We start from the raw sequence: 24717 nt of genomic DNA on the forward strand, positions 1-24717 counted from the left end.
GAAGATCCTTTTGGCGAAGAATCTTCAATTCAACCACATCATTCCGTTCTCACCATTAATGTCGTGTACCGTGGGCAGTGATAAGCTGAACCGCTCTATCTCTTTGTTTTCTCGCAATTCCGGACGGGAAACCGCTACGCATTTTTCCTGGAATTGCTTTAGTTCGAGACCGGCTTTATCACATCCATGATCCGTTTCAGCAGGATTTGCGGCCGGTAGTCCGCCCAGGCTGGCGTCAATCCCATTCGCACGACAACCAGATTGGCGGAGGGAACAATGGCCACCGTCTGGCCGTCGTGACCGCTCATCCAGAACGTATCTGCAGGCAGGCCGAATTGCGCATTCGAGCCGCCGGGACCCGCAAGCCAGGCCTGAACCTGAGAATAGACTCCTTCCGACGCCTTCGTCGGCGTGCGCATGGCGCCGACGAAACCTTCCGGCAGCAACCGATGCCCATTCCACACACCATCCTGAAGCAGGAACTGGCCGAAACGCGCCCAGTCACGAGCATTGGCGTAAAGATAGGAACTGCCGACAAAGGTCCCGCGCTCATCGGCCTCCAAAACGGCGCTATACATGCCGAGCGGGCCGAAAAGCGCTTCGCGCGGATAGGCGATGGCTGCACTCAGATTGGGCAACCGATTCATCCAGAGGCGGGAAAGAAGGGTTGCCGTGCCGCTCGAATAGCTGAAACGCTCGCCGGGCGCTGCGACCTGACGCGCACCGGCCGCGATGCTGGTCGTATCCGGATCGAGATAGAGCATGCGGGTCACGTCGGACACGCTGCCATAGGACTCGTTGAAGACGAGACCGCTCTCCATGGCAAGGAGATCGCTGAGCTTGATGTTCTTACGCTCGTCCACGCTCCATTGCGGCAACAGATTTTGATCGTCGAAAGACATGCGTCCCGCCAGCATCAGGCGACCGATGATGGCAGCATTGACTGTTTTCGTCATGGACCAGCCGATGAGAGGTGTCGCCTTGTTGAAGCCGTCGCCATAACTCTCGGCGACGACATGCCCCTCTTTGACGACCACGATCGCCCGCACGGCCGGCCCGGCGAGATCCGGATTGGCGACGATATCGGCAAGCTTCGCGCCCTGCTCGCCTTGGCCGACGTTGACAGCATCTCCATCCGGCCACAACGCATCGCTCTTCGGTGCCTTGATCTTGTTCAGGAAGACGGCGCTGCGTGCCGCCTGCAAATCGCCATCGGGCACCGACGTGCAGCCGAGTGCGCCACGATAAAGCGCATAGTTCGGCGCGAACAAACCAAGGAAGCGGGCGGCCACCACGCCTTCGTCACGATCGACGGAAACCCGAATGAGCTTCAGCGCCGGATTGCCGGGGGCCTGCACATCTTCTTCCAGCACCTTGTCCGGATCGCGCTTTGCCACGAACGTATTCGAGCAAACGATCTTTGCGGCATAGCCATCACCAACCCTGAGCAATTCCGGCGGGTAAAGGGAAAGCCAGATGGCTCCGCCGGCGACAATGATCAGCAGCAAAACAATAAGAGCCCCGATCACTCTCGATATCAAACGCATGTCACATACCCTCCAAAAAGTACGCGGAGACAATCAGGAAACGCAGCAATATGAAAGGCCTATGATGGCTGCGGAACCTTAAATATCCGCAGGGGTGCTTTTCCGCCGGATCTGCCAACAGCCCGCGTCATCAGACTGTAGCATTGCCGGGTTACACGCCTTGAACTTCACAAATCGGTGACAAGACTCAGATGACGGAATTCGCCCCGGATGCCGGTCTCCAAAAGAACCGGAAACTCAAGGACGCTCTCCTCCAGCATAAGCCGCTATCCAAGGCCGGCCTCTCCGAGCGCCTCTTCGGAATGCTGTTTTCCGGCCTCGTCTATCCGCAAATATGGGAAGATCCGGATATCGACATGGAGGCGATGGAGCTTCAGCCGCATCACCGCATCGTGACCATCGGTTCCGGCGGCTGCAACATGCTCGCCTATCTCTCGCAAAACCCCGCCTCGATCGATGTCGTGGACCTGAACCGCCATCACATCGCACTCAACAAGCTGAAGCTCGCCGCCTTCCGCTTGCTGCCCGGTCATGCGGATCTGGTGCGTTTCTTCGGCATGCCTGATGTTGCCGCCAACAGCCAAGCCTACGACCAGTTCATCGCATCGCGCCTCGACACGGCAACCGCCGACTATTGGGACGGTCGCGATCTCTATGGCCGCCGCCGGATCACGGTCTTCAACCGCAATATCTACAAGACCGGTCTTCTCGGCCGCTTCATCGGCGCAGCCCATGTGCTGGCGCGCCTGAATGGCGTTCGTCTCGCCAAGATGACGCAAGCCCGCACCATGCGCGAACAGCGCCAGTTCTTCGAGGAAGAGATCGCTCCAATCTTCGACAAGCGAGCCGTTCGCTGGCTGCTCGGTCGCAAAAGCTCGCTCTTCGGTCTCGGCATTCCGCCGCAGCAATATGACGAACTCGCAAGCCTTGCGGGCGACGATTCCATTTCCGCCGTGCTGAAGCACCGTCTTGAAAAGCTCGCCTGCCATTTCCCGATGCGCGACAACTATTTTGCCTGGCAGGCGTTTGCGCGCCGCTACGCAGCCCAGCACCAGGGTCCCTTGCCCACCTATCTCAAGCCGGAACACTATGCCGCGATCCGCGCCAATGCCGACCGCGTTGATGTGCATCACGCCAATTTCATCGAGCTTCTGGCCTCCAAACCGGCCGCCTCGCGCGATCGCTACATCCTGCTTGATGCCCAGGACTGGATGACCGACGAACAGCTCAACAATCTCTGGGCCGAGATTACCCGCACCGCGCGCGAAGGCGCCCGCGTCATCTTCCGCACCGCCGCTGAAAAGAGCATCATCGAAGGTCGTCTTTCTCCGGCGATCCGCGACCAGTGGGTCTATTTCGAGGAGCGTTCGCAGGAGCTCAATACACGCGATCGCTCGGCAATCTACGGCGGCTTCCACATTTACGGGAAAAAAGCGTGAGCCAGGCGGATACGGGCATAGAAACCAGCGACAGCAACCATGCCAAGCTGATGGACGGCATGTACCGCTATCAGCGCCACATCTATGACCTGACCCGCAAATATTACCTGTTCGGCCGCGACCGCACGATCGAGCATCTGAATGTACCTGCCGGCGGTTCCTTCCTGGAGGTGGGCTGCGGCACCGGCCGCAACATGTTGCTGGCCTATCGCCGCTTCCCTTCCGCTCGCTTCTATGGCTTTGACATCTCCCAGGAGATGCTGATTTCGGCGCGAAATAATTTCCGCGGTCTGAAGCAGATGCCGGATTTTCGCGTTGCCGATGCCACGGCCTTTTCGCCCGCTGATTTCGGGGTCGGCGGGTTCGATCGTGTGATGATTTCCTATGCGCTGTCGATGATTCCTGACTGGAAAAGCGCAATCGATGCTTCGCTCGATGCCGTCGCTCCTGGCGGTGAGCTCCACATCGTCGATTTCGGCCAGCAGGAAGGACTGCCGGGCTGGTTCAGGGCGCTTCTGAAGGGTTGGTTGAAGAAGTTCCACGTCGATCCGCGCGCCGACCTCCTGACGGTGCTTGAAGACAAGGCTCGGGCGCGCGGCATGTCCGTGAAGACCGAAAGGATCGGCCGCGGTTATGCCTGGCGCGCTGTGGCAAGCAAGCCCGGCGCGTGAGTGGCGGCAGATTCCAGCGCAAAATCCGTCAAGGAATGCACCAAGCATAAGAATTTGCTTGAAGATAACGCATTTTTTACGTTGATATGGTGAATAAAGTGGCAGGACCAGCCGGCAACGGTATGGTCTGCCGCTCTTTCGGATTCTCGGGGACCATAGTACGGAAGCCAAGCCTTGGGGCAGCAAGATCACTCGCGCCATAACGGGTTACACATGCGCCGGCTTCTGGCATGTCTACTGCCGCTCGCCCTTTTCTTGAATGGCTGCACGACGGGCTATGACGCCCTCTCGACAGCCGCCCTTCCCAAGACCAGATTCAGCGATACGAAGCCGCAGGATTTCGGCCGCGACCATCCGCAGCGCCACCCCATCCATGGCATCGACGTTTCCAAATGGCAGGGCGATATCGATTGGAAAACCGTGAAGGGGTCGGGTGTTGCCTTCGTCTTCATCAAGGCGACGGAGGGCAAGGACAGGATCGATCCGCGCTTTACGGAATATTGGCAGGAAGCCAGTGCCGCTGGGCTTCTGCACGCGCCCTATCATTTCTTCTATTTCTGCTCCACCGCCGACGAACAGGCCGATTGGTTCATCCGCAATGTGCCGAAGGATACGATGGCGCTTCCGCCTGTAGTCGACGTCGAATGGAACCCCGGCTCCCCGACCTGCAAGACCAGACCGGCTCCTGAAACGGTGAGAACGGAAATCAAGCGTTTCATGGATCGCCTCGAAGCCTACTACGGCAAGCGCCCGATCATCTATACGTCAGTCGATTTCCATCGCGAAAATCTTGTCGGCTATTTCAAGGATTATCACTTCTGGGTCCGCTCGGTCGCCAAGCACCCGAAAGAGACCTATGCCGATCGCAGCTGGGCCTTCTGGCAGTATACGTCGACGGGCGTTATTCCCGGCATCAAAGGTCCGACCGATATCAATGTGTTCGGCGGCTCCACGCAGAACTGGCAAAACTGGGTGGCGGCAGTAGAGAAGCAAGGAAATTCTTAAGGCCGACTCCACTTCACTCTTGCTTATGTCACAATCTTCTGTGAAAGCGACCCTATTCTATCTCCTAGGAAGGATCGCTCATGGATCGTCACACCATTCGGCGCAGCGCTCTTGCGTTGCTCTTCGCTTCAGCCATGACTGGTACGGCAATGGCTCAGAGTGCGGCTCCCGCCGCAGCCCCGAGCGGGGATGGCGCCAACGCTCCGAAGGTCGCCTGCGGTGGCGATCTCACAAGCTTCTTGGCAGGTGTGAAAGCTGAGGCAATTGCTGATGGCGCGGATGCAACCGCAGCCGACAAAACGCTGGCCGGCGCGCAGATCGACCAGAAGGTTCTCGCCATGGACCGCAGCCAGGGTGTCTTCCGCCAGACCTTCCTCGAATTCTCGCAACGCACCGTCAGCCAGGGCCGTCTCGATATCGGTCGCCAGAAGATGAAGCAGTATGCCGACGTCTTCGCCAAGGCCGAAAAGGACTATGGCGTTCCTCCCGGCGTCATCACCGCCTTCTGGGCCATGGAAACGGATTTCGGCGCCGTTCAGGGCAATTTCAACACCCGCAACGCTCTGGTCACCCTCTCGCACGACTGCCGCAGGCCGGACTTCTTCCGTCCGCGCCTGATCGCGCTGATCGAGCTGGTGCAGCGTGGCGACGTCGACCCGGAAACGACCACGGGTGCATGGGCCGGCGAAATCGGCCAGACGCAGATGCTGCCCCCAGATATCATCGCCTACGGCACCGATGGTGACGGCGACGGCCATGTGAATTTGAAGACCAGCGCGCCCGACGTCATCCTGACCACGGCAAGATTCCTTCAGCACCTCGGCTTCCAGCGCGGCCAGCCCTGGCTGCAGGAAGTAACGGTGCCGGATAATCTCCCCTGGGAAAAATCCGGCATCGGCGGCACGCTGACCGCTGGCGACTGGTTCCAGCTCGGCGTCAAGCCCCGCGACGGCGATACAAGCTTCGGTTCGTTGCCGGCGGCCCTCATCCTGCCGCAGGGCCGCAAAGGCCCGGCCTTCCTGACTTATCCGAATTACAACACCTATCTCGGCTGGAACCAGTCCTTCATCTACACGACATCAGCCGCCTATTTCGCCACCCGGTTTGCCGGCGCTCAGCCCTATAACAAGGGCACACCCGAGGCGGGCCTGAACGATACCGATATGAAGGCGCTTCAAACCAAGCTCGTGGGACGCGGCTACGATGTCGGCAAGATCGACGGTATTCTCGGCTCCGGCACCCGCGTCGCCATCCAGAAGGAACAATTCCGCCTCGGCATACCGGCGGACGGCTGGGCAACCACGGCGCTGCTCAACGCACTCTGAGTTCTTTTTGCCTCCCTATCGGAAAGGCGGCCACAAGCCGCCTTTTTGTTGCGCGGAATTTCAGCGAACCGCTCACGAGCCAGCCACCGCACACTCCGACGGAAAACGGGTGGAACACCGGCCCTCTCCCAGGTTACATGAACCGAAACGGGGGAGATGGTGATGGGTAACGACAACCGGATGAGTGCCTTGACCTGGGGGCTGCTTCTATTGCTCGGGCTGATCTGGGGCGGGTCGTTCTTTTTTGCCCGTATTGCGGTCCATCACGTTCCGCCCTTTACGCTCGTTCTTCTACGCCTGTCATTGGCAGCGCTGGCACTGCATCTCTATCTTGCCGGCCGCTTTGGCATTTATCAGCTGTTGCGGACGCAATGGCGACAATTTCTCCTGCTGGGACTCATCAACAACGCCGTGCCGCATACCCTGATCTTCTTCGGTCAGACACAGATGGGCGCCGGTCTTGCCTCCATCCTCAACGCAACCACGCCGATCTGGACCGTCCTGATCGGCAACCAGCTGACCACCGACGAACGTCTTACTCCGGCCAAGCTCATCGGCTGTTTCACGGGGTTAATCGGGACCGCTGTGCTGCTCGGACCAAGCGTAACCACCGGCGGCTCGGTTCCCTTCTGGGCGTTATCGCTGCCAATCCTCGCCGCGATTTCCTATGGTTTTGCCGCGATCTACGCCAAACGCTTCAAGGGCATCGCCCCACCCGTCGTCGCGGCCGGTCAATTGACCGGCTCTTCGCTGATCATGTTGCCGGTCGCCGTGATCGTTGACCAGCCCTGGTCTCTCGCAGCACCGCCGGCAACGGTGATAGCCGCTATTCTGGGCTTGGCGCTGCTATCGACAGCTTTCGCCTACATTCTATACTTTCGCATCATGGCGCTTGCCGGCGCCACGAACGCCTCGCTTGTGACCCTGCTGGTGCCGCCAAGCGCCCTTCTGCTTGGCTTCCTGTTTCTGGACGAGCGGCTTGGCTTTACCGAGATCGCCGGCATGGTGCTGATCGGCGCGGGCCTGCTCGTCCTCGACGGCCGCTTTTATGCATGGATGAAACACGGCCTAAGAACGCGCGCAACATGATCGAATGCACCGTCGACCGGCCTGCGGTCACAGCATGTTAATACTTATTCACAACCCGTCACTCAGCAGACGACCGGAATTTTTATAGTAAAATCAAATCTCTGTCAGAGTTACCTGAATTAAAACGCCAATCTCATGCCGCGTCGCAGCATCGAATTCGCTTTCCAAACGACATATTTTCGACATAAAATTTAACGGCTGACTGAGGAGGAAGACATGGGATTGACGCGATCCATCAACGTCCTAGTGGTCGGTGCGGCCTTCGCTTTCGTCTTGACGATGCTTTTCATCTGATGGCTTTGGCGAAATTCGCAGACGATCAAACTCCGAAAAGCTAACAAAACCCCTGCTTCATTAGAAAAGCGCATGTCCGAGATGGACATGCGCTTTTTCATAGGCAAATGGCACGGAATGCTCAGGCAGCGGCACCGGCGCGCGCATCCACCTTGCGCTGAAGGCCCAGCCGTTCAAGGACGGCCGAGACGAGCGCGGAGCGATTCATCGTGTAAAGATGAAACTCGTGGATGCCGCGACCTATCAGATCCTGAATCTGCTCGGCCGCGACGTCTGCGGCGACCTTGGCGCGTTCCTCGACATTCTCGTCCAGACCGTCGAAACGCTCGTCCAGCCAGGATGGGATGCTGGCGCCGCACGCGCCAGCAAAGCGCTTGAGCTGGGTGAGGTTCTGGATCGGCATGATGCCGGGCACGATGGGGATCCGGATGCCCGCCGCGCGAACGCGATCATGATAGCGCTCGAACGCGTCGTTATCGAAGAAGAACTGGGTCAGCGCCCGGTCGGCGCCATTCTCGGCCTTGCGCTTCAGCATGTCGATATCGGCTGATGTATCGCGGCTTTCCGGGTGCTTTTCCGGATAGGCGGATACGGAAATATCGAAATCGCCGCGCTCGCGCAAGGCGCCCACCAATTCGGCGGCATTGGCATAACCGCCCGGATGCGGCTGATAGGCCGAGCCGACACCGCCGGGCGGATCGCCGCGCAGGGCGACGAAACGGCGAACGCCCGCGGCTAGGAACTCGTCGATCACACGATGCGTATCCTCGCGCGTCGCACCGACACAGGTGAGGTGCGATGCTGTCGTGAACGGCGTTTCATGGATCATCTTGCGCACGGCGGAAAGCGTCGGCGCCTTGGTCGAGCCGCCTGCCCCGTAAGTCACGGAAACGAACTCAGGCTCCCAATCGCTAAGGTCTGCAACGGTGGTCCACAATTGCTGCTCGGCTTCTTCCGACTTCGGCGGAAAGAATTCGAAGGAGACGCGGATACCGTCACTAACACTTTCGGATCTCGAAGACATGTCAAACTCTCCCGGCAAGAATGGGGGACGACTGGTGACCTTGATCGGCTGCCATCAGCAGCCGCGGATCGCGCGCCAGCCAGATGCTGACTGTCAGCGCCTGACCGCCTTCCCTCCCTGAATGGAGGTGCTGCACGCGCTCCACATCCAGCCCGGCCAGCTTCAGCCAATCCGACATAGCCTGATCCGAGAAGCCGAGACGCAGATGCGCATGCTCGTCGCGCAAATATTCAAGCCCGTGTGGCGCGAGATCGATGATGACGAGCCGGCCGCCCGGCCGCAGCATTCGCGCGGCCTCGGCAACGGCGATCTCCGGCTGATCGAGGAAATGCAGCACCTGGTGGATGGTGATGAGGTCGAAGTCCTGCTGCTCGAGCGGCAGGTTGAAAATGTCGCCATGACGTACCGACGCGGCGGTGATGTTGGCGCGATCGAGATTGGCGCGGGCGACCGCCAGCATGTCACGGCTGGCATCGATGCCGACGGCGCGACGATAGTGGCCTGCCAGGAGCTGAAGCATCCGGCCCGTACCCGTGCCGAGATCGAGAAAGGAATCGATCGGCTGCGGGCCGATCAGCTCGATCAGCGCCTTGTCGACATCCTCGTCCGCGACATGCAGGCGACGCAGTTCGTCCCACTCGGCGGCATTCCGGCTGAAATAAGCCTGCGCCCGTTCGGAGCGGATACGCTTCACCGAAGCAAGGCGTTCGCCGTCGCGCAGCAGGACGGTATCCTTCTCGGCGGTGTGACGCAGCAGTGCTCGCGCCAGCGTCACCGCCTTGCCTTCCTGCTTCAAACGAAAATACGCCCAGGCACCTTCCTGATAACGATCGATCAGGCCGGCTTCGCCAAGCAGCTTCAAATGCCGGGAAATACGCGGCTGCGACTGGCCCAGAATTTCGGTAAGATCGGTGACGGTCAAATCGCTTGCTGCGAGCAGAGCCATGAGACGCAGCCGCGTCGGTTCGCCGACCGCCTTCAGCACGTCAACAACTTCATCCAAGCCGAGCTTCACCAGATCCGTCATTCGACACCCAATCAAGATATAAAGATATCTTTATGTGATTTGAGTGGGCTCTGCAAGAGCCAATTGGCCATTAAGGCCGCCGGACGTCGGAAATCTGTTCATTTCTGCCGAGAATGGAATATTGAATGCCATCGCCGGACAAACAAAAACCCCGGTCAAGCCGGGGTTTTCGAAGAGCGAAAACAGGCACTTATCGCGTCAGTCGCTTGTAGGTGACACGGCTCGGGTTGATGCTGTCAACACCAAGACGGCGCATCTTGTCCTGCTCGTAATCCTCGAAGTTGCCTTCGAACCATTCGACATGGCTGTCGCCTTCGAAAGCGAGGATATGCGTGGCGAGGCGATCGAGGAACATGCGATCGTGGCTGATGATAACGGCGCAGCCCGCGAAGTTTTCCAGAGCGATCTCGAGGGCGCCGAGCGTTTCGGTATCGAGGTCGTTGGTCGGTTCGTCGAGGAGCAGCACGTTGCCGCCAGCCTTCAGCATCTTGGCGAGATGCACGCGGTTGCGCTGGCCGCCGGAGAGGTTGCCGACCTTCTGTTGCTGATCGCCGCCCTTGAAATTGAAGGTCGAGCAATAGGCTCTCGAATTCATTTCATACTTGCCGAGCTTGATGACTTCGGCACCGCCGGAGATTTCTTCCCATACGGTCTTGTTGCCATCGAGCGCATCGCGGCTCTGGTCGACATAACCGAGGTGAACCGTCTCACCGATACGGATGGAGCCGCTATCCGGCGTTTCCTGACCGGTGATCATGCGGAACAGCGTCGTCTTACCCGCGCCGTTCGGGCCGATGACGCCGACGATACCGCCCGGCGGCAGCTTCAGCGACAGGCCTTCGATCAGCATCCGGTCGCCATACCCTTTGTTGATGCCTTCCATTTCGATGACAACCTGACCGAGGCGCTCGCCGACCGGAATGATGATCTGCGCGTCGCCGGGACGCTGGTTTTCCGCCGCATCGACCAGCTCGTCATAGGCGCGGATACGGGCCTTGGACTTGGCTTGGCGTGCCTTCGGGCTGGAAGCAATCCACTCCTGCTCGCGCGCAAGCGCCTTCTGGCGGCTCGCTTCTTCGCGATTTTCCTGCTGCATGCGCTTTGCCTTGGCCTGCAGGTAAGCGGAATAGTTGCCTTCGTAGGGGATGCCGCGACCGCGATCGAGTTCGAGAATCCAACCCGTGACGTTGTCGAGGAAGTAGCGGTCGTGGGTAATCATCAGCACGGCGCCCGGATAGGCGCGCAGGTGCTTTTCAAGCCAGGCGATGGTTTCGGCGTCGAGATGGTTGGTCGGCTCGTCGAGCAGCAGCACGTCCGGCTGGGACAGCAGCAGCTTGCACAAGGCCAGACGGCGGCGTTCGCCGCCGGAAAGGTTGGTGACGTCGGCGTCACCGGGAGGGCAGCGCAGCGCGTCCATCGCCATTTCGACCTGGCTTTCCAGGTCCCAAAGGTTCTGGCTGTCGATGATGTCCTGGAGCTTGGCGCCCTCGTCCGCCGTCTCGTCGGAGTAATTCATCATCAATTCGTTGTAGCGATTGAGGATGTCCGTCTTGGCGGCAACGCCTTCCATGACGTTTTCAAGCGCCGTCTTTGCCGGATCGAGCTGCGGCTCCTGCGGCAGATAGCCGATGGTCGCGCCTTCGGCCAGCCATGCCTCGCCGGTATATTCCTTGTCGAGGCCGGCCATGATGCGCAGCACCGTCGACTTACCCGCACCGTTCGGGCCGAGAATACCGATCTTGGCGTCGGGGTAGAAGGAGAGATGAATGTTCTCGAGAATCTTCTTGGCGCCATAGGCCTTATTCAGACCCGACATATGATAAATGAACTGACGTGCCATAGCTTGGGTTACTCCACGGGCGGAAACAGTACGAATTGTGCCGCTATGTAGGCGAAACCCCGCCCTCGGGCAACGGCGAAACCTTGTCCGAGGGCATTATCCGCGTCAGAAAAGCCGTATTTCTTCAGAAACCGGCGGCATCCACCACGCCACGGTCGCAGCCGAAAGCGGTGCTGCCCGCGCTTTGGATCAGTTTGGCGAGCCGCGGCTCGTTACCCTGCTGGGGCTCGATCGCATCCTCCGAGAGGCCGATGGTCAACTCCGAAATCATTCTGACATCGCCGACGCGGCGGCAGCTCATCTTGATGCGTGCATTGGCGCCCTCGCCGAAGCTCTGGTCGAAGGCCGCCTTGATGCTTTCAGCATCCAGCTCCTTGCCGATATTCTCAGCAAAGAGATCGCGCACTGACGACGCATTGAGCTCGGCGACCAGGCCGGCGGCGATGGAAAAATACTCGTCGGCACTGAGCTTGGTACAGGTGCCGTGCTTGACCCATTCATGCCGATCGAGGCCCGATTGCGTGCCCGGCATTGCCTTGTCCAGCTTCGCCTTGACATCCTGCGACAGCTGCACCGCCGGCAGGTCCTTCCAATCACGGCCGCGATCCGCCTGCTTCAAATCCTCCGAAACATCGCAATATTCCTGCCGCATGGGCCAGAGGCCGTGCAGCGAGAAGTTCTTGGCATCGTAATCGTTCGACGACTGGTTCCGGCATTCGGCCTTCTTCTGGTTCGTCGCGCAAAATGCCGGCTCCCAGCTCGCCGCCAGGATAAAGCGCGTCCGCCCGCGGCTATGCTCCTGCGCCATAGCGCTCGCGGCCGTCCCAACCGAAAGAAATACAACTGCAAATACCCGAAGCAACTGCTTCATTCCTGCCTCCAATAAGAACATTATAAGAACAAATAAGCAGTTTGATCGAGCGGACGCAATCCTGAATCGTAACGCTCGGAAAGATTTATTTCTGTGAGCTCCGGCACCTATCCATTGCAATCCGGCGAATGATAACCTTTCGTCCGAATAGGGAGGATCGAATGCATGTTCGCGGATACTGAGCGCCTGAATAGCCCGACGGGCGCGAAGATTGCCTATCATTACGTGCCGGCAACGGGAGAAGCACGTGGCATCCTGCTGATATCACATGGCCTTGCCGAACATTCCCGCCGCTACGAAACCTTTGCGGATGCGATGGCCGCCCAGGGCTTCCACGTCTACGCACATGATCATCGCGGCCACGGCGAGACCGTTGCCCATGATGCGCCCATCGGCCGATTTGCTCGAAAAGATGGGGTGGCTCGCGTCATTGCCGATGTGCTCGCCATGCGCGAGCTTGCCGCAGGGGCTCATCCCGGCCTGCCCATCATCCTCTTCGGCCACTCCATGGGCGGATTGATCAGCCTCAACACGATCGTCACGCATCCGGACAAGTTCGATGCCGTCACCGTGTGGAATTCCAATTTCAATGCGGGCCTTGGGGGCCGCGCCGCCCAGCTCATCCTCAAGACAGAGCGCATGTTCAAGGGATCGGATGTTCCAAGCGGCCCCTTGCCGAAGCTGACCTTCGGCACCTGGGGCCGGTCGATCACCAATCGCCGTACCGACTTCGACTGGCTTTCGCGCATCCCCGAGCACGTGGACAAATATATCGCCGATCCGCTTTGCGGCTTCGATGCCTCCGTCTCGCTCTGGCTCGACATTTTCGAGCTTACTTTCCGGGCACCGCAAAAAGCCTATCTCGACCGGCTCCGGCGCGATATGCCCATCCATCTCGTCGGGGGGGCCAAGGATCCGGCAACGGACAATGCGAAAGCGATCTCCTGGCTGGCAAACCATTTGAAAAGTGCCGGTTTCTCTCATATCACAACCGAGATCTATCCCGACATGCGGCACGAGACGCTGAACGAAATCGGTGCCGATGAAGCCATTTCCCGCTTTGCCGACTGGTGCAAAGAGGTGACGGCAAACACCTGATTCTCATGGGAATTCTATAATGAACACCTCCAGCGGCTCCTCGATCCGATTGCCGCAATCGGAGCTGACCTTCGGCTTGTTGATGATGTTTCTCTCCGTCGTCCTTTCGCCGATCATCGATATCTTCTCCAAGCTCGCCGCAACCACGATCCCGCCGGCCGAAGTCACCGCGGCCCGCTTCATCCTTCAATCGCTGTTTGCGCTGCCGATGATGGCGATGCGCGGGCAATGGGGCGTATGGACATGGCGGCGCAGCGGCGTGCATGCCATTCGTGCCGCGGTGCTGACGTTGTCCATGGTGTCGTTCGTGACCACGCTGCAGGTGATGGAAGTGGCTGATGCCATCGCCATCTTCTTCGTCGAGCCGATGATGTTGACCATCTTGAGCAGCATCTTCCTCAAGGAAACCATCGGCTGGCGGCGCTACACCGCCTGCGCCGTCGGCTTTTTCGGCGCGATGCTGATCATCCAGCCGAGCTTTCAGGAAGTCGGCTTCGTCGCCCTGCTGCCCGTCGTCACCGCGCTTTGCATCGCCATCTACGTGATGATTACGCGCGTCGTCTCCCATAGCGAGGATGCCTGGTCGATGCAGTTCCAGACCGGCCTATGGGGCTCCGCCTTCAGCCTGATCCTGCTTGCCATAGGCCGGGCGACGGGGTCTGCGATCCTCGATCCGGTCATGCCTGATCTGACGGCCATGCTCTACCTGCTCGGCGTCGGGGCTACCGCGGCGGTTTCCGGCATCTTCACGGTGCACGCCTATCGCGCCGTGCCAGCCTCGACGCTCGCGCCGCTGCAATATTTCGAGATCGTTTCCGCCACGGTCTTCGGCTGGCTCGTCTTCGGCAATTTCCCGGATGCGATCAAATGGCTCGGTATCCTCATCATCATCGGCTCCGGCCTGTACATTCTCTGGCGCGAGCGGCGCTTTGCTTCCAAGCCCGTATCCGATACATCTGAAACGGCATTCACGCCCTAAGCGGGAGAGCGGATCGACATGACAGACAAGAAAACCAAGAAACCCCCGCTTTCCGGTATTCGCGTCATCGAACTTGCCCGCGTGCTCGCAGGCCCCTGGGCCGGGCAGATGCTGGCCGATCTCGGCGCCGATGTCATCAAGGTGGAAAACCCCGACGGCGGCGACGACACGCGTCAATGGGGGCCGCCCTTCGTCGAAGGCAAGGATGGCGAAAACCTCTCCGCCGCCTATTACCATTCCGCCAACCGCGGCAAGCGTTCCATCACCGCCGATCTCAGGACCGAGGAAGGACAGGAGCTGGTGCGCCGGCTGGTGAAGACGGCCGATGTGGTGATCGAGAATTTCAAGCTCGGCGGCCTGGTCAAATACGGGCTGGATTATGAAAGCCTGAGAAAGATCAATCCCGGCATCGTCTATTGCTCGATCACCGGTTTCGGCCAGAGCGGCCCCTATGCCAGCCTGGCAGGCTATGACTATATCGTTCAGGGCATGTCCGGCTTCATGTCAATAACAGGCGAGCCGGATGGCCAGCCAATGAAGGCGGGCGTCGCGATCGCCGATATTTTCACCGGCGTATATGCGGTTTCGGCGATCGAGGCCGCCCTGATCCACGCTTTGAAGACCGGCGAAGGGCAGCTCATCGACATGGCGCTGCTCGATGTGCAATCGGCCGTACTTGCCAATCAGAACATGAACTATCTGATCTCGGGCAAACCGCCGGTGCGCCTCGGCAATGCCCATCCGAATATCTCGCCCTATGAGGTCGTGCCCACCGCCGACGGCTATCTCATCCTTGCGGTCGGCAATGACGGGCAGTTCCGGCGCCTCTGCGCCATTCTTGGCATGGAGACCAATGCCGACGACGAGCGCTATGCGACCAACAAGGCCCGCGTTGCCAACCGAAATGAAGTACGGGCCTTCGTCTCGGCTGAAACGCTCAAGTGGAGCAAGGCGGAGCTGCTCCGAGCCTGCGAGGCCAATGCCGTTCCGGCCGGCGCCATCAACACGATCGAAGACATGTTTGCCGACCCGCAGATCGTGGCGCGTGGCTTGAGGATCGATCTCGAGGACAGCGCCGGCACCGTCATTCCAAGCGTGCGCACACCGATCGTGCTGTCGGAAACGCCATTGGCCTATACGCGGCCGAGCCCGCGTCTCGGCGAACATCAGGAGGAAGTTCTGGCCGAATTGGCCGAACTGGAGGGAAAGGCGAGGACATGAAGCGAACGGGCGGGCAACTCATCGTCGAGGCTCTGAAGGCAAATGGCGTGCGGCGCATGTCCTGCGTGCCGGGCGAGAGCTTTCTCGCCGTGCTCGATGCGTTACATGACGGCGATATCGAGGTGCTCGTCTGCCGCCAGGAGGGTGGTGCAGCGATGATGGCGGATGCTTGGGGCCGATTGACCGGCGAGCCGGGCATCTGCATGGTCACCCGCGGCCCCGGCGCCACCAATGCATCCGCCGGCCTTCACATCGCGCGGCAGGATTCAGTCCCGATGATCCTGTTCATCGGCCAGGTCCAGCGCGATGCCCGCGAACGCGAAGCCTTTCAGGAAGTGGAATTCCGCCGGGCCTTTACCGAATTCGCCAAGTGGGTCGGCGAGATCGACGATGCCGCCCGCATTCCGGAGTTCGTCACCCGCGCTTTCGCCGTGGCGACATCAGGGCGTCCCGGTCCCGTCGTGCTAACCTTGCCCGAAGACATGCTGCGTGAGGAGGTCGAGGCGCCGGAAGCGCTGCCCTATGTCCCAGTTGCCGCCCATCCTGGCCCCGACCAGCTTGCCGATCTCCGCCAGTGCCTCGCGGCTGCCGAACGGCCGATGGTCATCCTTGGCGGTACGCGCTGGAACGAGGAAGCCGTTGCCGGCTTCAGGCAGTTCGCGGAGCGTTTCAAGTTGCCGGTCGGCTGCTCCTTTCGACGGCAGATGCTATTCGACCATTTGCATCCAAACTATGCCGGCGACGTCGGCATCGGCATCAACCCAGCTTTGGCCAACGAAATCAAGGAAGCGGACCTGCTGATCCTTCTCGGCGGCCGCCTCTCCGAGATGCCGTCGTCCGGCTATACGCTGGTCGATGTCCCCTACCCGCGCCAGCAACTTGTCCACGTCCATCCCGATCCCTCGGAACTCGGCCGCGTCTATCGCCCGGACCTGGCAATCTGCGCCAGCCCGGCGGATTTCGTTGCGGCGCTGGCGGACCTCGACGCGCCGACCGAGACGCGCTGGGCCGAACGGACGGAACGTATGCACGCCGCCTACCTTGCCTGGTCGACGACACCGGAAAAGAGCCCCGGCGCGGTTCACATGGGCCGCATCATGGATTGGATCGAAGCCAATACGGCTGATGATGCGATCTTCACCAACGGCGCCGGCAATTATGCCACATGGCTGCACCGCTTCCATCGCTTCCGCCGTTTCAACACGCAAGCCGCCCCGACTTCGGGCTCGATGGGCTATGGCCTGCCGGCGGCGGTGGCGGCAAAGCAGCTCTTTCCGGAGCGCGAAGTCATCTGCTTTGCCGGTGATGGCTGTTTCATGATGCATGGGCAGGAATTCGCAACCGCCGTCCAATATGGCCTGCCGCTGATCGCTTTGGTCATCAATAACGGCATGTTCGGCACCATCCGCATGCACCAGGAGCGGGAATACCCCGGCCGCGTCAGCGCCACGGCGCTCGACAATCCTGATTTTGCGGCCTTGGCACGCGCCTATGGCGGCCACGGCGAAACAGTGATGGCGACAGAAGAATTCGGCCCGGCCTTCGAGCGGGCGCGGGAGAGCGGCAAGCCGGCCATCATCGAGATCGCGCTTGACCCGGAAGCGATCACGCCCTCCCGCACCCTCTCGGAAATCGCCCAGACAAAAGGCCGGTGAGCACGAGCCCACCGGCCTTTCCAAAAACACTGATGGAGCGACTTAGAGCGCTGCCGTCACGATGAATTCGACCTTGTACTTCGGCGCTGCGAGCTTGGCTTCGCTGGTCGCCCGGGCCGGCGTGTTCGCCGGATCGACCCAGGCTTCCCAGGCGGCGTTCATTTCGGCGAAGTAGGAGATGTCCGAGAGGTAGATCAGCGTCTGCAGGATCTTCGACTTGTTGGTGCCGGCAGCACCCAGCAGGCGATCGACTTCAGCCAGTGCCGACTTGCACTGATCCGTGACGCTGTCGCCTTCGCCAACCTGGCCGGCGAGGTAGACGGTGTCGCCGTGGATGACAGCGCCGCTCATGCGGGCGCCAACGTCGATACGCTTGATGCTCATGGTCTTCTCCTGATGTTGTTCTTCGACAGGTAAACAGGGCAAGGCCTGCGGCCTGCCCTCAATCAAAAGGCCGGGTAAAAACCCGTTCAGCCGCGAATGTGATGCGTCTTCTGATAGATCGCCGTCGAGCGTGCGCCCGAGCGGCAATAGCCGAGCATCGGGCGCGGAAACTCGTCCAGCGCATCGACCATGCCCTGCACGGCTTCTTCCGTCACGCCCATGGGGCCGACGGGCACCTGGGTGATCTCCAGGCCGAGTTCCTTGGCGCGGGCTTCGATGATGCCAAACGACGTCTGATCCGGGCTCTCACCATCGGGGCGATGGCAGACGATGGACTTGAACCCCAGAGCCTTGATCTGGTCGAGATCCTCTACGGTGATCTGGCCGGACACCGAGTATTCATCGTCGATCGGGCGGATATCCATGGTTCATGTCCTCTTTAAAACCGTGGCTTTGATCTACGCCGCGACAGGGCGAGCGTCAACTGCGGGGCACTCTCAAACGAAGGCAAAGTTGAGCATGAAATTGCGGGCTTCGCCGGGCTCGAGAATATTGAATTCACCCGCCTCCTCAAGCTCGGCGCGCGAGACCCAGCGATGCGAAACCGGCTCGATGCCAAGCACATGCGCAGGCGCGCGCTGATTGCGCCAGACCTGCAGGAACGGCAGGGTATCGGTACCGAAGCGCACCCTTAAAGACTTGCCGCCGATGGCCGCGATGGGGCCGAGACTGATTTCGGCCCAGTCCTCCCCCTTGTCTTGTGCCGGTACGCAGAAGATATCGCCACCCTCTTCGCCGAACGTCCAGGGAAAGCCGCCATTCTCCAGCATCTGCCCGGTAAGGCGCGTACCGCTGTCGAACCACTTTCCGCCGATATTCATGTGGTACATCAGGAAGACCGGCATCGCCTCCGTACTCGTGTTGACGATGCGGTCGGCAAGCGAGACCTCGCCGGTCGCGCCATCGATCCGCCAAAGACGTTCCAGCCTCGCGGTGCGGCGTTCGGCGGTGATAACATCGATATCGGCACGGCATTCCGCATTGCCATTCTCGAATTTGGTCCAGAGAATTTTGGCCGGATGAGAGGAAAAGGATCCGTGCAGCGGATAGCGCTTACCCTCATATGCGCCCGTCATCGGCTCTGGATGGCGGATGTGATCTGGCCCGCAAGTGAAGAGAAAGCCTTCCACGGAATGACTGATACGCGGATCGCCATCATCGGGAACGGCGCGTCCAGGCGCAAGATTGTTGCCATCGACGATGCACGCGCCGATATCCAGGACGGAGCCCTCGTCCAGCGTCAGTTTCGGCCCCATGGCCGCCGAAAAATCCATCATCCCTGGCATCCTCCCTGATTGGCGCAGCCGGCGGACATTGTCCCGCAATGGAGCGCGGCTGAAATAAACGGTGATTTGGCTTACCGAATGTTAACTTGAAGCCTTGATCAGATAAATTTTTATATTTTATTCAGCATGATAATTTAAATTTCCATACTGGCGTCAAAATTGCCATGTGTGTGTCAGCCGAACGGCCATCCGAGGATTCGACAGACGTGAACCGGTTTGTAAAATTGAGTTTTGTCCTGGCAATGACTGCCACCGTGTCCGTGCTCGCGCTCACCGACGCGCAGGCACAATATTATCGCAGCGGAAACGGCAACACGGTTCTCGTCACTCCCGATGGCCGGATCCTCGATCAATACCCTTACGGCGGTGGATATTCCATGGCACGTGACGGACGCGGCCGACGGGTTCTGATCGATGCCTACGGCAATGTCGTTGCCACGGAGATGAAGGCAAGTACCTATTATCCTCGCGCGCCGGCTCGCGGCGCTTATAGCGATAATGGGGACGACAACGGCGGCCGCTATGGCGACACGCAGCTTTCCAACAACGGCGGGTACCAGGATTATCGCCGCTATCGCACCGACAGCTACGGCAATTACGACGGCGACGATCAGCAGGATCGTGGCGTCGTGACCGGCGGTATTCCGCGCGACAGCGATATTCAGCGCCAGCCGCTCGACAGTCAGCCCCTGCCGGGCAGGAACCAGGGCCAGACGAACCAGAACGGCAGCGATTATGCCTCGATAGATCCGCAGCAGGGTGCACCGGATATCGTCGACAAGCCGCCGGCCGAGCCCGTCATCACGCTCAAGGGCAAGTCGAAGATGGAGATTACCGCGCTTGAGGTCTTCCTCTCGCGGCAAGGCATTTCGCCCGGCGCTATCGACGGCCGCATGGGCGCCAACGTTACCAAGGCGATCTATGCCTATCAGCAGATGACCGGCCAGACCCTCGATCCGAACAATACCGACGCAATCCTCGAGCAGCTGCGCATGTCCGGTGGCATGCCAATCATCAACTACACGATTACGGCCGCCGACGCCGCCGGCCCTTATGTTGCATCGATCCCGGAAGATTATGCGGCAAAATCACAGATGCCCTCCCTCGGCTATACGTCGACGACCGAAATGCTGGCGGAGCGCTTTCATATGGATGAAGGCTACCTGAAGGCGCTCAATCCCGGTGTCGATTTCACCGTGCCGGGCAGCACCATCAAGGTCGTCAATACCGGTCCCAGCAAGACCGGTGCCGTCGCCAAGATCCTGGCGGACAAGGGCCGCAAGCAGGTTTTCGCCTATGACGCCAACGGCACCCTGATCGCGGCCTATCCGGCCAGCATCGGCTCCGCCGACACGCCCTCACCGTCCGGCACGGTCACGGTCGAGCGCGTCGCCTTCAATCCGGGCTATACCTACAATCCGAAGATCAACTTCCAGCAGGCCGGAAACGACAAGATCCTAAACATTCCTCCTGGCCCGAACGGCCCGGTCGGTACGGTGTGGATGGCCCTGTCGAAGCCAACTTACGGCATCCACGGCACGCCCGATCCCTCACGGATCGGCAAGACGCAGAGCCATGGTTGCGTGCGCCTCACCAACTGGGATGCCACGGAGCTCGCCAAGATGGTCAAGCCGGGCGTCGTCGTCGAATTCGTCGATTGACTACCAGACATAGCTTCAATGAAAAAAGCCGCCGAAACACTCGGCGGCTTTTTTGTTTGTCTTACGCACTGCTAGATGCATCCACCGCATAGAGAAGGCGGGGACAGCTTATCAGAAGCAATCCCTGAATAGCGCCCTGGTATTTTCCAAGGTCATCGGTACCGGATTGCCGCCGGCGCTTGGGTCTTCGATCGCCATCGCGGAGAGTTCGTCGATCCGGTCTGGTGCGATGCCCATGGCAGAGAGGCTTTCCGGCACGCCGAGTTCCGAACGCAGCTGCAGCACATATTCATAGAAGCCGTCAAAGCCACCGGCGATGCCGAGATAAGCTGCGGCACGCGCGATCTTGTCTTCGATGGCCTTGCGGTTGAAGCGCAGGACGGCCGGCATGACGACGGCATTGGTCATGCCGTGATGGGTGTTGTAGACGGCGCCGATCGGATGCGACAGCGCGTGAATGGCGCCAAGACCCTTTTGGAAGGCAACGGCGCCCATGGCGGCTGCACTCATCATGTTGGCGCGCGCTTCGAGATCCGTCCCCTCGCGATAGGCGCGCGGCAGGAATTCCTTGACGAGCCGCATGCCTTCCAGCGCGATACCGGCCGACATCGGATGATAGAACGGCGAGGAATAAGCTTCCAGGCAATGAGCGAAAGCGTCCATGCCGGTGCCGGCAGTGATAACCTTCGGCATGCCGACGGTCAGCTCCGCATCGGCGATGACGACGCCCGGCAGGAACTTCGGATGGAAGATGATCTTCTTCACATGTGTCGCGGAATTGGTGATGACGCTGGCGCGGCCGACTTCCGAACCGGTGCCGGCGGTCGTCGGCACCGCGACGATCGGCGCAATGCCTTCGACGCTGGCGCGGGTCCACCAGTCGCCGATATCTTCGAAATCCCAGACAGGGCGCGTCTGGCCGGCCATGAAGGCGACGCACTTGCCGAGATCGAGGCCGGAGCCACCGCCGAAGGCAACGACGCCATCATGCCCGCCGTCCTTGAAGGCCTTCACGCCGGCTTCGAGGTTCTTTTCATTCGGGTTCGGATCGACATCGGCAAATAGAGCCCGTCCAAGACCTGCATCCTCCAGAATGTCCAGGGCCGTCTTGGTGATCGCCATCGAGGCAAGTCCCCGATCGGTGATCAGAAGCGGCTTCTTCATGCCCAGGCTCTTGCAGGCGTCCGCGAGCTCCTTGATACGGCCACGGCCGAGCTTGAAGGCGTTCGGATAGCTCCAATTGGCTGAGATAGTGCTCATGCTGTTACTTTCTTCAGGTGATAGGATTTCGGACGCGTCAGGTTATGGAAGCCGATGATCGACAGCGAGCCACCACGACCGGTTTCCTTGACGCCGGTCCAGCAAAGCGCCGGATCGAGATAATCGGCGCGGTTCATGAAGACGGTGCCGGTTTCGATGTCGCGGCCGAGGCGCGAGGCGCGCTCGACATCTTTGGTCCAGAGCGATGCCGTCAGGCCGTAGGGGCTGTCATTCATCAGTTCCAGCGCTTGCACATCGCTCTTCACCTTCATGATGCCGACGGCCGGGCCGAAGGTCTCTTCCCGCATGAAGGCCATGGAATGATCGACATTGACGAGGATCTGCGGCGCGAGATAGGCGCCGCCGTCATCGGCCGGAAACAGCTTGGGATCGACCAGCGCCTTGGCGCCCTTGGCGACGGCATCGGCGATCTGTTCGCGCACCACCTTGGCAAAGCGCTTGTGCGCCATCGGTCCGAGCGACGTCTCGGGATCGAGCGGATTGCCGAGCTTGTAGTTCGAAACCCATGCGACCGACTTTTCCACGAAGCTGTCGTAGAGCGATTCATGCACATAGATGCGCTCGATACCGCAGCAGCACTGGCCGGAATTGTATGTCGCCCCATCCATCAGCGTATCGACGGCGGCGTCGAGATCGGCATCCTCCATCACATAGCCCGGATCCTTGCCGCCAAGCTCCAGTCCGAGACTGGTGAAGGTGCCGGCAGCGGCGCGCTCGATCGATCGCCCGCCTTCGACCGAGCCCGTGAAGTTGACGAAGTTAAAGCTTCCGGTTGCGATCAGCGCCGAAGTCGTTTCGTGATCGAGGAAGACATTCTGGAAGACATCGGCGGGAACGCCCACCTCGACGAAAGCCTGAACAAGCCGCTCGCCAACCAGCAGCGTCTGGCTCGCGTGCTTGAGAATGACAGTATTGCCGGCCATCAGTGCCGGGGCGACCGTGTTGATCGCCGTCATATAAGGATAGTTCCAGGGTGCGATGACGAAGACAACGCCGTGCGGCTCGCGCTCGATACGGCGGGCAAAATTCGCGCTGTCCTCGACAACCAAGGGCGCCAGTGCGTCTGCAGCGATGGAAGCCACATAGTTGGAGCGCTCGTTGAAGCCGCGATACTCACCGCCATACTTGATCGGGCGGCCCATCTGCCAGGCAAGTTCGGGTACGACCACATCGGCCATCTCATTGAGCCGGGCGACACCCTTCAGCACGAGCTGGACGCGATCTTCCAGCGGGCGACGCGCCCAATCCTTCTGTGCCTTGCGTGCACGGGCCACCACTTCCTTGGCTGCATCCAGCGACAAGGCCGGACGTTCGGCATAAACCTCTCCATTTACCGGGGAGACGCATGTGATCATGGTCATGATCGAATTCCTGTTTTCTTCGTCATCAATTGATTTGCCGGATGTCCCGCAACCGCAAAAAACATCCTGGCGCCCCGCCCGATCATAGAATGAAAATCGGGCATGAGGCAGATCGCAAAAGCCTTACGCTCTTTCGAATCCGCGCGCCACTTCCCAATCGGTGACGCGACGATCGTACTCCTCCTGCTCCCATTCGGCGGCGCGAGTATAGTGATCAATGACGTCGTCGCCGAAGGCGGTGCGCAGCATCTTCGAAGTCGTCAGGGCCGTGGCGGCATCCCGCAAGGTGCGCGGTATCTCGCGAACTTCGCGCGCGCCGTAAGCATCGCCGACGAAGGGCGCTTCGAGTTCGAGCTTGTTTTCAATACCGGCAATGCCGGCGGCGATCAGAGCCGCAAAAGCCAGGTAAGGATTAAGGTCCGAGCCGCCAACGCGGCACTCGATGCGGATCGACTTGGTATCCTCGCCGCAGAGGCGATAGCCGGCCGTGCGATTGTCCTTGCTCCAGATCGCCTTGGTCGGCGCAAAGGTGCCGGCCATGAAGCGCTTGTAGGAATTGATATAGGGCGCCAGGAAGTAGGTGATTTCGCTGGCATGGGTCAAAAGCCCGGCGACATAGTGCGTCATCATCGGCGACATGCCGTATTTGCCGCCCTCCTCGAAGAACATCGGGCTCTTGCCGTCGACGCTCCACAGCGACTGGTGGATATGCGAGGAACTGCCGGCAGCGCTATAGTTCCACTTCGCCAGGAAGGTGATGGCCTTGCCCTTAGACCAGGCGATCTCCTTGCAGCCATTCTTGATGATGGCATGGCGGTCGGCCATATCAAGCGCATCAGCGTAGCGGACGTTGATTTCCTCCTGCCCCGCCGAGGCCTCGCCCTTCGAATTTTCCACCGGTATGCCCGCGCCCTGGAGGCCGGTGCGGATCGCCCGCATCACCTCTTCTTCCTTGGTGGTCTGGAAGATGTGGTAGTCCTCGTTATAGCCGCTGGCGAGCTTCATGTTGCGATAGCCGGCTTCGCGCGCGCTGTCATAGCTCTGGTCGAACAGGAAGAATTCGAGCTCCGAGGCCATGTAGGCCTTGAGACCCATAGCTTCCAACCGCTTCACCTGCTTCTTCAGGATGGCGCGCGGGGAGTGCGGCACTTCTTCGTGGGTATGGTGGTCGAGCACATCGCAAAGGACGAGCGCCGTGCCATCGAGCCAGGGTATGCGACGGAGTGTGGCGAGATCGGGCTTCATCGTATAGTCGCCATAGCCCTTCTCCCAGCTCGTCGACTTGTAGCCGGAGACCGTTTCCATCTCGATATCGGTCGCCTGCAGATAGTTGCAGCTATGCGTTTCCTTCCAGGCGCTTTCGATGAAAAATTCCGCCTGGAAGCGTTTGCCCATCAACCGGCCCTGCATGTCAACCTGACATGCCAGGACCGTGTCGATGCGCCCTTCGGCCACATCTCGTCTGAGGTCGTCGAACGTATAGCTGCTCATAATTTGGTCCGCCTGAACAATGAATTGAAACATCGGCCTGTCGAACAATGCTGCCGCTCGGAAATTAATCCGCGCTCCGCAGCCTTGTCGTTACCGGAGAGAGGGGCC

21 protein-coding genes are annotated in these 24717 nt (G+C 60.0%); 10 read left to right on the forward strand and 11 right to left on the reverse strand.

The genetic code is table 11. The features are described 5' to 3' along the window. Positions 1 to 158: 158 nt before the first annotated feature. A complete protein-coding gene (locus tag HGP16_RS23265) occupies positions 159 to 1547 on the reverse strand; it encodes a serine hydrolase (RefSeq protein ID WP_168842367.1) in 1389 nt (462 codons plus the stop codon). A gap of 191 nt (positions 1548 to 1738) precedes the next feature. Between HGP16_RS23265 and HGP16_RS23270 the strand changes: the two genes are divergently transcribed. The 5 genes from HGP16_RS23270 to HGP16_RS23290 all read left to right on the forward strand — a co-directional run bounded on the left by HGP16_RS23270 (position 1739) and on the right by HGP16_RS23290 (position 7076). After that, the gene (locus HGP16_RS23270; protein WP_168842368.1) at positions 1739 to 2986 is read left to right on the forward strand and encodes a DUF3419 family protein; all 1248 of its coding nucleotides are present in this window, start codon (positions 1739 to 1741) and stop codon (positions 2984 to 2986) included. Further along, positions 2983 to 3657, forward strand: a complete 675-nt coding sequence (locus HGP16_RS23275) for a class I SAM-dependent methyltransferase (RefSeq protein WP_409526858.1) — start codon at positions 2983 to 2985, stop codon at positions 3655 to 3657. The genes HGP16_RS23270 and HGP16_RS23275 overlap by 4 nt, the downstream gene beginning before the upstream one ends. 213 nt (positions 3658 to 3870) lie before the next feature. Beyond that, a complete protein-coding gene (locus tag HGP16_RS23280; RefSeq protein ID WP_168842369.1) occupies positions 3871 to 4662 on the forward strand; it encodes a GH25 family lysozyme in 792 nt (263 codons plus the stop codon). A gap of 80 nt (positions 4663 to 4742) precedes the next feature. Next, positions 4743 to 5987, forward strand: a complete 1245-nt coding sequence (locus tag HGP16_RS23285; protein WP_168842370.1) for a lytic murein transglycosylase — start codon at positions 4743 to 4745, stop codon at positions 5985 to 5987. Between the two features lie 162 nt (positions 5988 to 6149). Further along, positions 6150 to 7076 (forward strand): DMT family transporter, encoded by a 927-nt coding sequence (locus HGP16_RS23290; RefSeq protein WP_168842371.1) that lies wholly within the window; start codon positions 6150 to 6152, stop codon positions 7074 to 7076. A gap of 415 nt (positions 7077 to 7491) precedes the next feature. On the opposite strand, the gene metF is transcribed toward HGP16_RS23290, so the two are convergent. From metF to HGP16_RS23310, 4 genes are all read right to left on the reverse strand, one after another. Further along, positions 7492 to 8394 (reverse strand): methylenetetrahydrofolate reductase [NAD(P)H], encoded by a 903-nt coding sequence (metF, locus tag HGP16_RS23295; RefSeq protein ID WP_168842372.1) that lies wholly within the window; start codon positions 8392 to 8394, stop codon positions 7492 to 7494. A 1-nt stretch (position 8395) separates the two neighbouring features. Further along, positions 8396 to 9421: a metalloregulator ArsR/SmtB family transcription factor gene (locus tag HGP16_RS23300; protein WP_168842373.1), complete on the reverse strand. Its 1026-nt coding sequence runs from the start codon at positions 9419 to 9421 to the stop codon at positions 8396 to 8398. Between the two features lie 190 nt (positions 9422 to 9611). After that, positions 9612 to 11261, reverse strand: a complete 1650-nt coding sequence (gene ettA, locus HGP16_RS23305; RefSeq protein ID WP_168842374.1) for an energy-dependent translational throttle protein EttA — start codon at positions 11259 to 11261, stop codon at positions 9612 to 9614. Positions 11262 to 11385: 124 nt separating this feature from the next. Continuing rightward, positions 11386 to 12132, reverse strand: a complete 747-nt coding sequence (locus tag HGP16_RS23310) for a ribonuclease T2 family protein (protein ID WP_168842375.1) — start codon at positions 12130 to 12132, stop codon at positions 11386 to 11388. A 165-nt stretch (positions 12133 to 12297) separates the two neighbouring features. Here HGP16_RS23310 and HGP16_RS23315 point away from each other — a divergent pair, with 165 nt between their 5' ends. Genes HGP16_RS23315 through HGP16_RS23330 form a run of 4 tightly spaced genes read left to right on the forward strand, consistent with a single transcriptional unit; the run spans position 12298 to position 17085 of the window. Continuing rightward, positions 12298 to 13230: an alpha/beta hydrolase gene (locus tag HGP16_RS23315; RefSeq protein ID WP_168842376.1), complete on the forward strand. Its 933-nt coding sequence runs from the start codon at positions 12298 to 12300 to the stop codon at positions 13228 to 13230. Between the two features lie 19 nt (positions 13231 to 13249). After that, positions 13250 to 14209: a DMT family transporter gene (locus HGP16_RS23320; protein WP_168842377.1), complete on the forward strand. Its 960-nt coding sequence runs from the start codon at positions 13250 to 13252 to the stop codon at positions 14207 to 14209. A gap of 18 nt (positions 14210 to 14227) precedes the next feature. Continuing rightward, complete coding sequence (locus HGP16_RS23325; protein ID WP_168842378.1) at positions 14228 to 15430, forward strand: CaiB/BaiF CoA-transferase family protein; 1203 nt, start codon at positions 14228 to 14230, stop codon at positions 15428 to 15430. Then, on the forward strand, positions 15427 to 17085 hold the full coding sequence (locus HGP16_RS23330; protein WP_168842379.1) for a thiamine pyrophosphate-binding protein: 1659 nt from the start codon (positions 15427 to 15429) through the stop codon (positions 17083 to 17085). Before HGP16_RS23325 ends, HGP16_RS23330 begins: the two co-directional genes overlap by 4 nt. Before the next feature lie 42 nt (positions 17086 to 17127). On the opposite strand, the gene HGP16_RS23335 is transcribed toward HGP16_RS23330, so the two are convergent. The 3 genes from HGP16_RS23335 to HGP16_RS23345 all read right to left on the reverse strand — a co-directional run bounded on the left by HGP16_RS23335 (position 17128) and on the right by HGP16_RS23345 (position 18806). After that, positions 17128 to 17469, reverse strand: coding sequence for a RidA family protein (locus tag HGP16_RS23335; protein WP_168842380.1), 342 nt, complete (start codon positions 17467 to 17469; stop codon positions 17128 to 17130). Between the two features lie 86 nt (positions 17470 to 17555). Further along, the gene (locus tag HGP16_RS23340) at positions 17556 to 17894 is read right to left on the reverse strand and encodes a TIGR01244 family sulfur transferase (protein WP_168842381.1); all 339 of its coding nucleotides are present in this window, start codon (positions 17892 to 17894) and stop codon (positions 17556 to 17558) included. Positions 17895 to 17966: 72 nt separating this feature from the next. Further along, a complete protein-coding gene (locus tag HGP16_RS23345; protein ID WP_168842382.1) occupies positions 17967 to 18806 on the reverse strand; it encodes a DUF4432 family protein in 840 nt (279 codons plus the stop codon). Between the two features lie 215 nt (positions 18807 to 19021). Between HGP16_RS23345 and HGP16_RS23350 the strand changes: the two genes are divergently transcribed. After that, entirely contained in the window at positions 19022 to 20476 is a 1455-nt protein-coding gene (locus tag HGP16_RS23350; protein ID WP_168842383.1) for a L,D-transpeptidase, read from the forward strand. Positions 20477 to 20587: 111 nt separating this feature from the next. On the opposite strand, the gene HGP16_RS23355 is transcribed toward HGP16_RS23350, so the two are convergent. The 3 genes from HGP16_RS23355 to HGP16_RS23365 form a co-directional block, all read right to left on the reverse strand. After that, a complete protein-coding gene (locus tag HGP16_RS23355) occupies positions 20588 to 21736 on the reverse strand; it encodes an iron-containing alcohol dehydrogenase (RefSeq protein WP_168842384.1) in 1149 nt (382 codons plus the stop codon). Beyond that, the gene (locus HGP16_RS23360) at positions 21733 to 23118 is read right to left on the reverse strand and encodes an aldehyde dehydrogenase family protein (protein ID WP_168842385.1); all 1386 of its coding nucleotides are present in this window, start codon (positions 23116 to 23118) and stop codon (positions 21733 to 21735) included. Before HGP16_RS23360 ends, HGP16_RS23355 begins: the two co-directional genes overlap by 4 nt. Positions 23119 to 23241: 123 nt before the next feature. After that, positions 23242 to 24609: a glutamine synthetase family protein gene (locus tag HGP16_RS23365; RefSeq protein ID WP_168842386.1), complete on the reverse strand. Its 1368-nt coding sequence runs from the start codon at positions 24607 to 24609 to the stop codon at positions 23242 to 23244. Between the last annotated feature and the right edge of the window lie 108 nt (positions 24610 to 24717).

Source organism: Rhizobium sp. P40RR-XXII, from assembly GCF_012641405.1.
Taxonomy (GTDB): Bacteria; Pseudomonadota; Alphaproteobacteria; order Rhizobiales; family Rhizobiaceae; genus Rhizobium.

Bases quoted from the DNA above. Each gene is read 5' to 3' on its own strand.
- HGP16_RS23270 (WP_168842368.1), top strand. From the start codon at position 1,739: ATGACGGAATTCGCCCCGGATGCCGGTCTCCAAAAGAACCGGAAACTC.
- HGP16_RS23325 (WP_168842378.1), top strand. From the start codon at position 14,228: ATGACAGACAAGAAAACCAAGAAACCCCCGCTTTCCGGTATTCGCGTC.
- HGP16_RS23360 (WP_168842385.1), bottom strand. From the start codon at position 23,118: ATGACCATGATCACATGCGTCTCCCCGGTAAATGGAGAGGTTTATGCC.
- metF (WP_168842372.1), bottom strand. From the start codon at position 8,394: ATGTCTTCGAGATCCGAAAGTGTTAGTGACGGTATCCGCGTCTCCTTC.
- HGP16_RS23310 (WP_168842375.1), bottom strand. From the start codon at position 12,132: ATGAAGCAGTTGCTTCGGGTATTTGCAGTTGTATTTCTTTCGGTTGGG.
- HGP16_RS23345 (WP_168842382.1), bottom strand. From the start codon at position 18,806: ATGATGGATTTTTCGGCGGCCATGGGGCCGAAACTGACGCTGGACGAG.
- HGP16_RS23315 (WP_168842376.1), top strand. From the start codon at position 12,298: ATGTTCGCGGATACTGAGCGCCTGAATAGCCCGACGGGCGCGAAGATT.
- HGP16_RS23285 (WP_168842370.1), top strand. From the start codon at position 4,743: ATGGATCGTCACACCATTCGGCGCAGCGCTCTTGCGTTGCTCTTCGCT.
- HGP16_RS23355 (WP_168842384.1), bottom strand. From the start codon at position 21,736: ATGAGCACTATCTCAGCCAATTGGAGCTATCCGAACGCCTTCAAGCTC.
- HGP16_RS23265 (WP_168842367.1), bottom strand. From the start codon at position 1,547: ATGCGTTTGATATCGAGAGTGATCGGGGCTCTTATTGTTTTGCTGCTG.
- HGP16_RS23290 (WP_168842371.1), top strand. From the start codon at position 6,150: ATGGGTAACGACAACCGGATGAGTGCCTTGACCTGGGGGCTGCTTCTA.
- HGP16_RS23340 (WP_168842381.1), bottom strand. From the start codon at position 17,894: ATGGATATCCGCCCGATCGACGATGAATACTCGGTGTCCGGCCAGATC.
- HGP16_RS23280 (WP_168842369.1), top strand. From the start codon at position 3,871: ATGCGCCGGCTTCTGGCATGTCTACTGCCGCTCGCCCTTTTCTTGAAT.
- HGP16_RS23365 (WP_168842386.1), bottom strand. From the start codon at position 24,609: ATGAGCAGCTATACGTTCGACGACCTCAGACGAGATGTGGCCGAAGGG.
- HGP16_RS23335 (WP_168842380.1), bottom strand. From the start codon at position 17,469: ATGAGCATCAAGCGTATCGACGTTGGCGCCCGCATGAGCGGCGCTGTC.
- HGP16_RS23330 (WP_168842379.1), top strand. From the start codon at position 15,427: ATGAAGCGAACGGGCGGGCAACTCATCGTCGAGGCTCTGAAGGCAAAT.
- ettA (WP_168842374.1), bottom strand. From the start codon at position 11,261: ATGGCACGTCAGTTCATTTATCATATGTCGGGTCTGAATAAGGCCTAT.
- HGP16_RS23320 (WP_168842377.1), top strand. From the start codon at position 13,250: ATGAACACCTCCAGCGGCTCCTCGATCCGATTGCCGCAATCGGAGCTG.
- HGP16_RS23300 (WP_168842373.1), bottom strand. From the start codon at position 9,421: ATGACGGATCTGGTGAAGCTCGGCTTGGATGAAGTTGTTGACGTGCTG.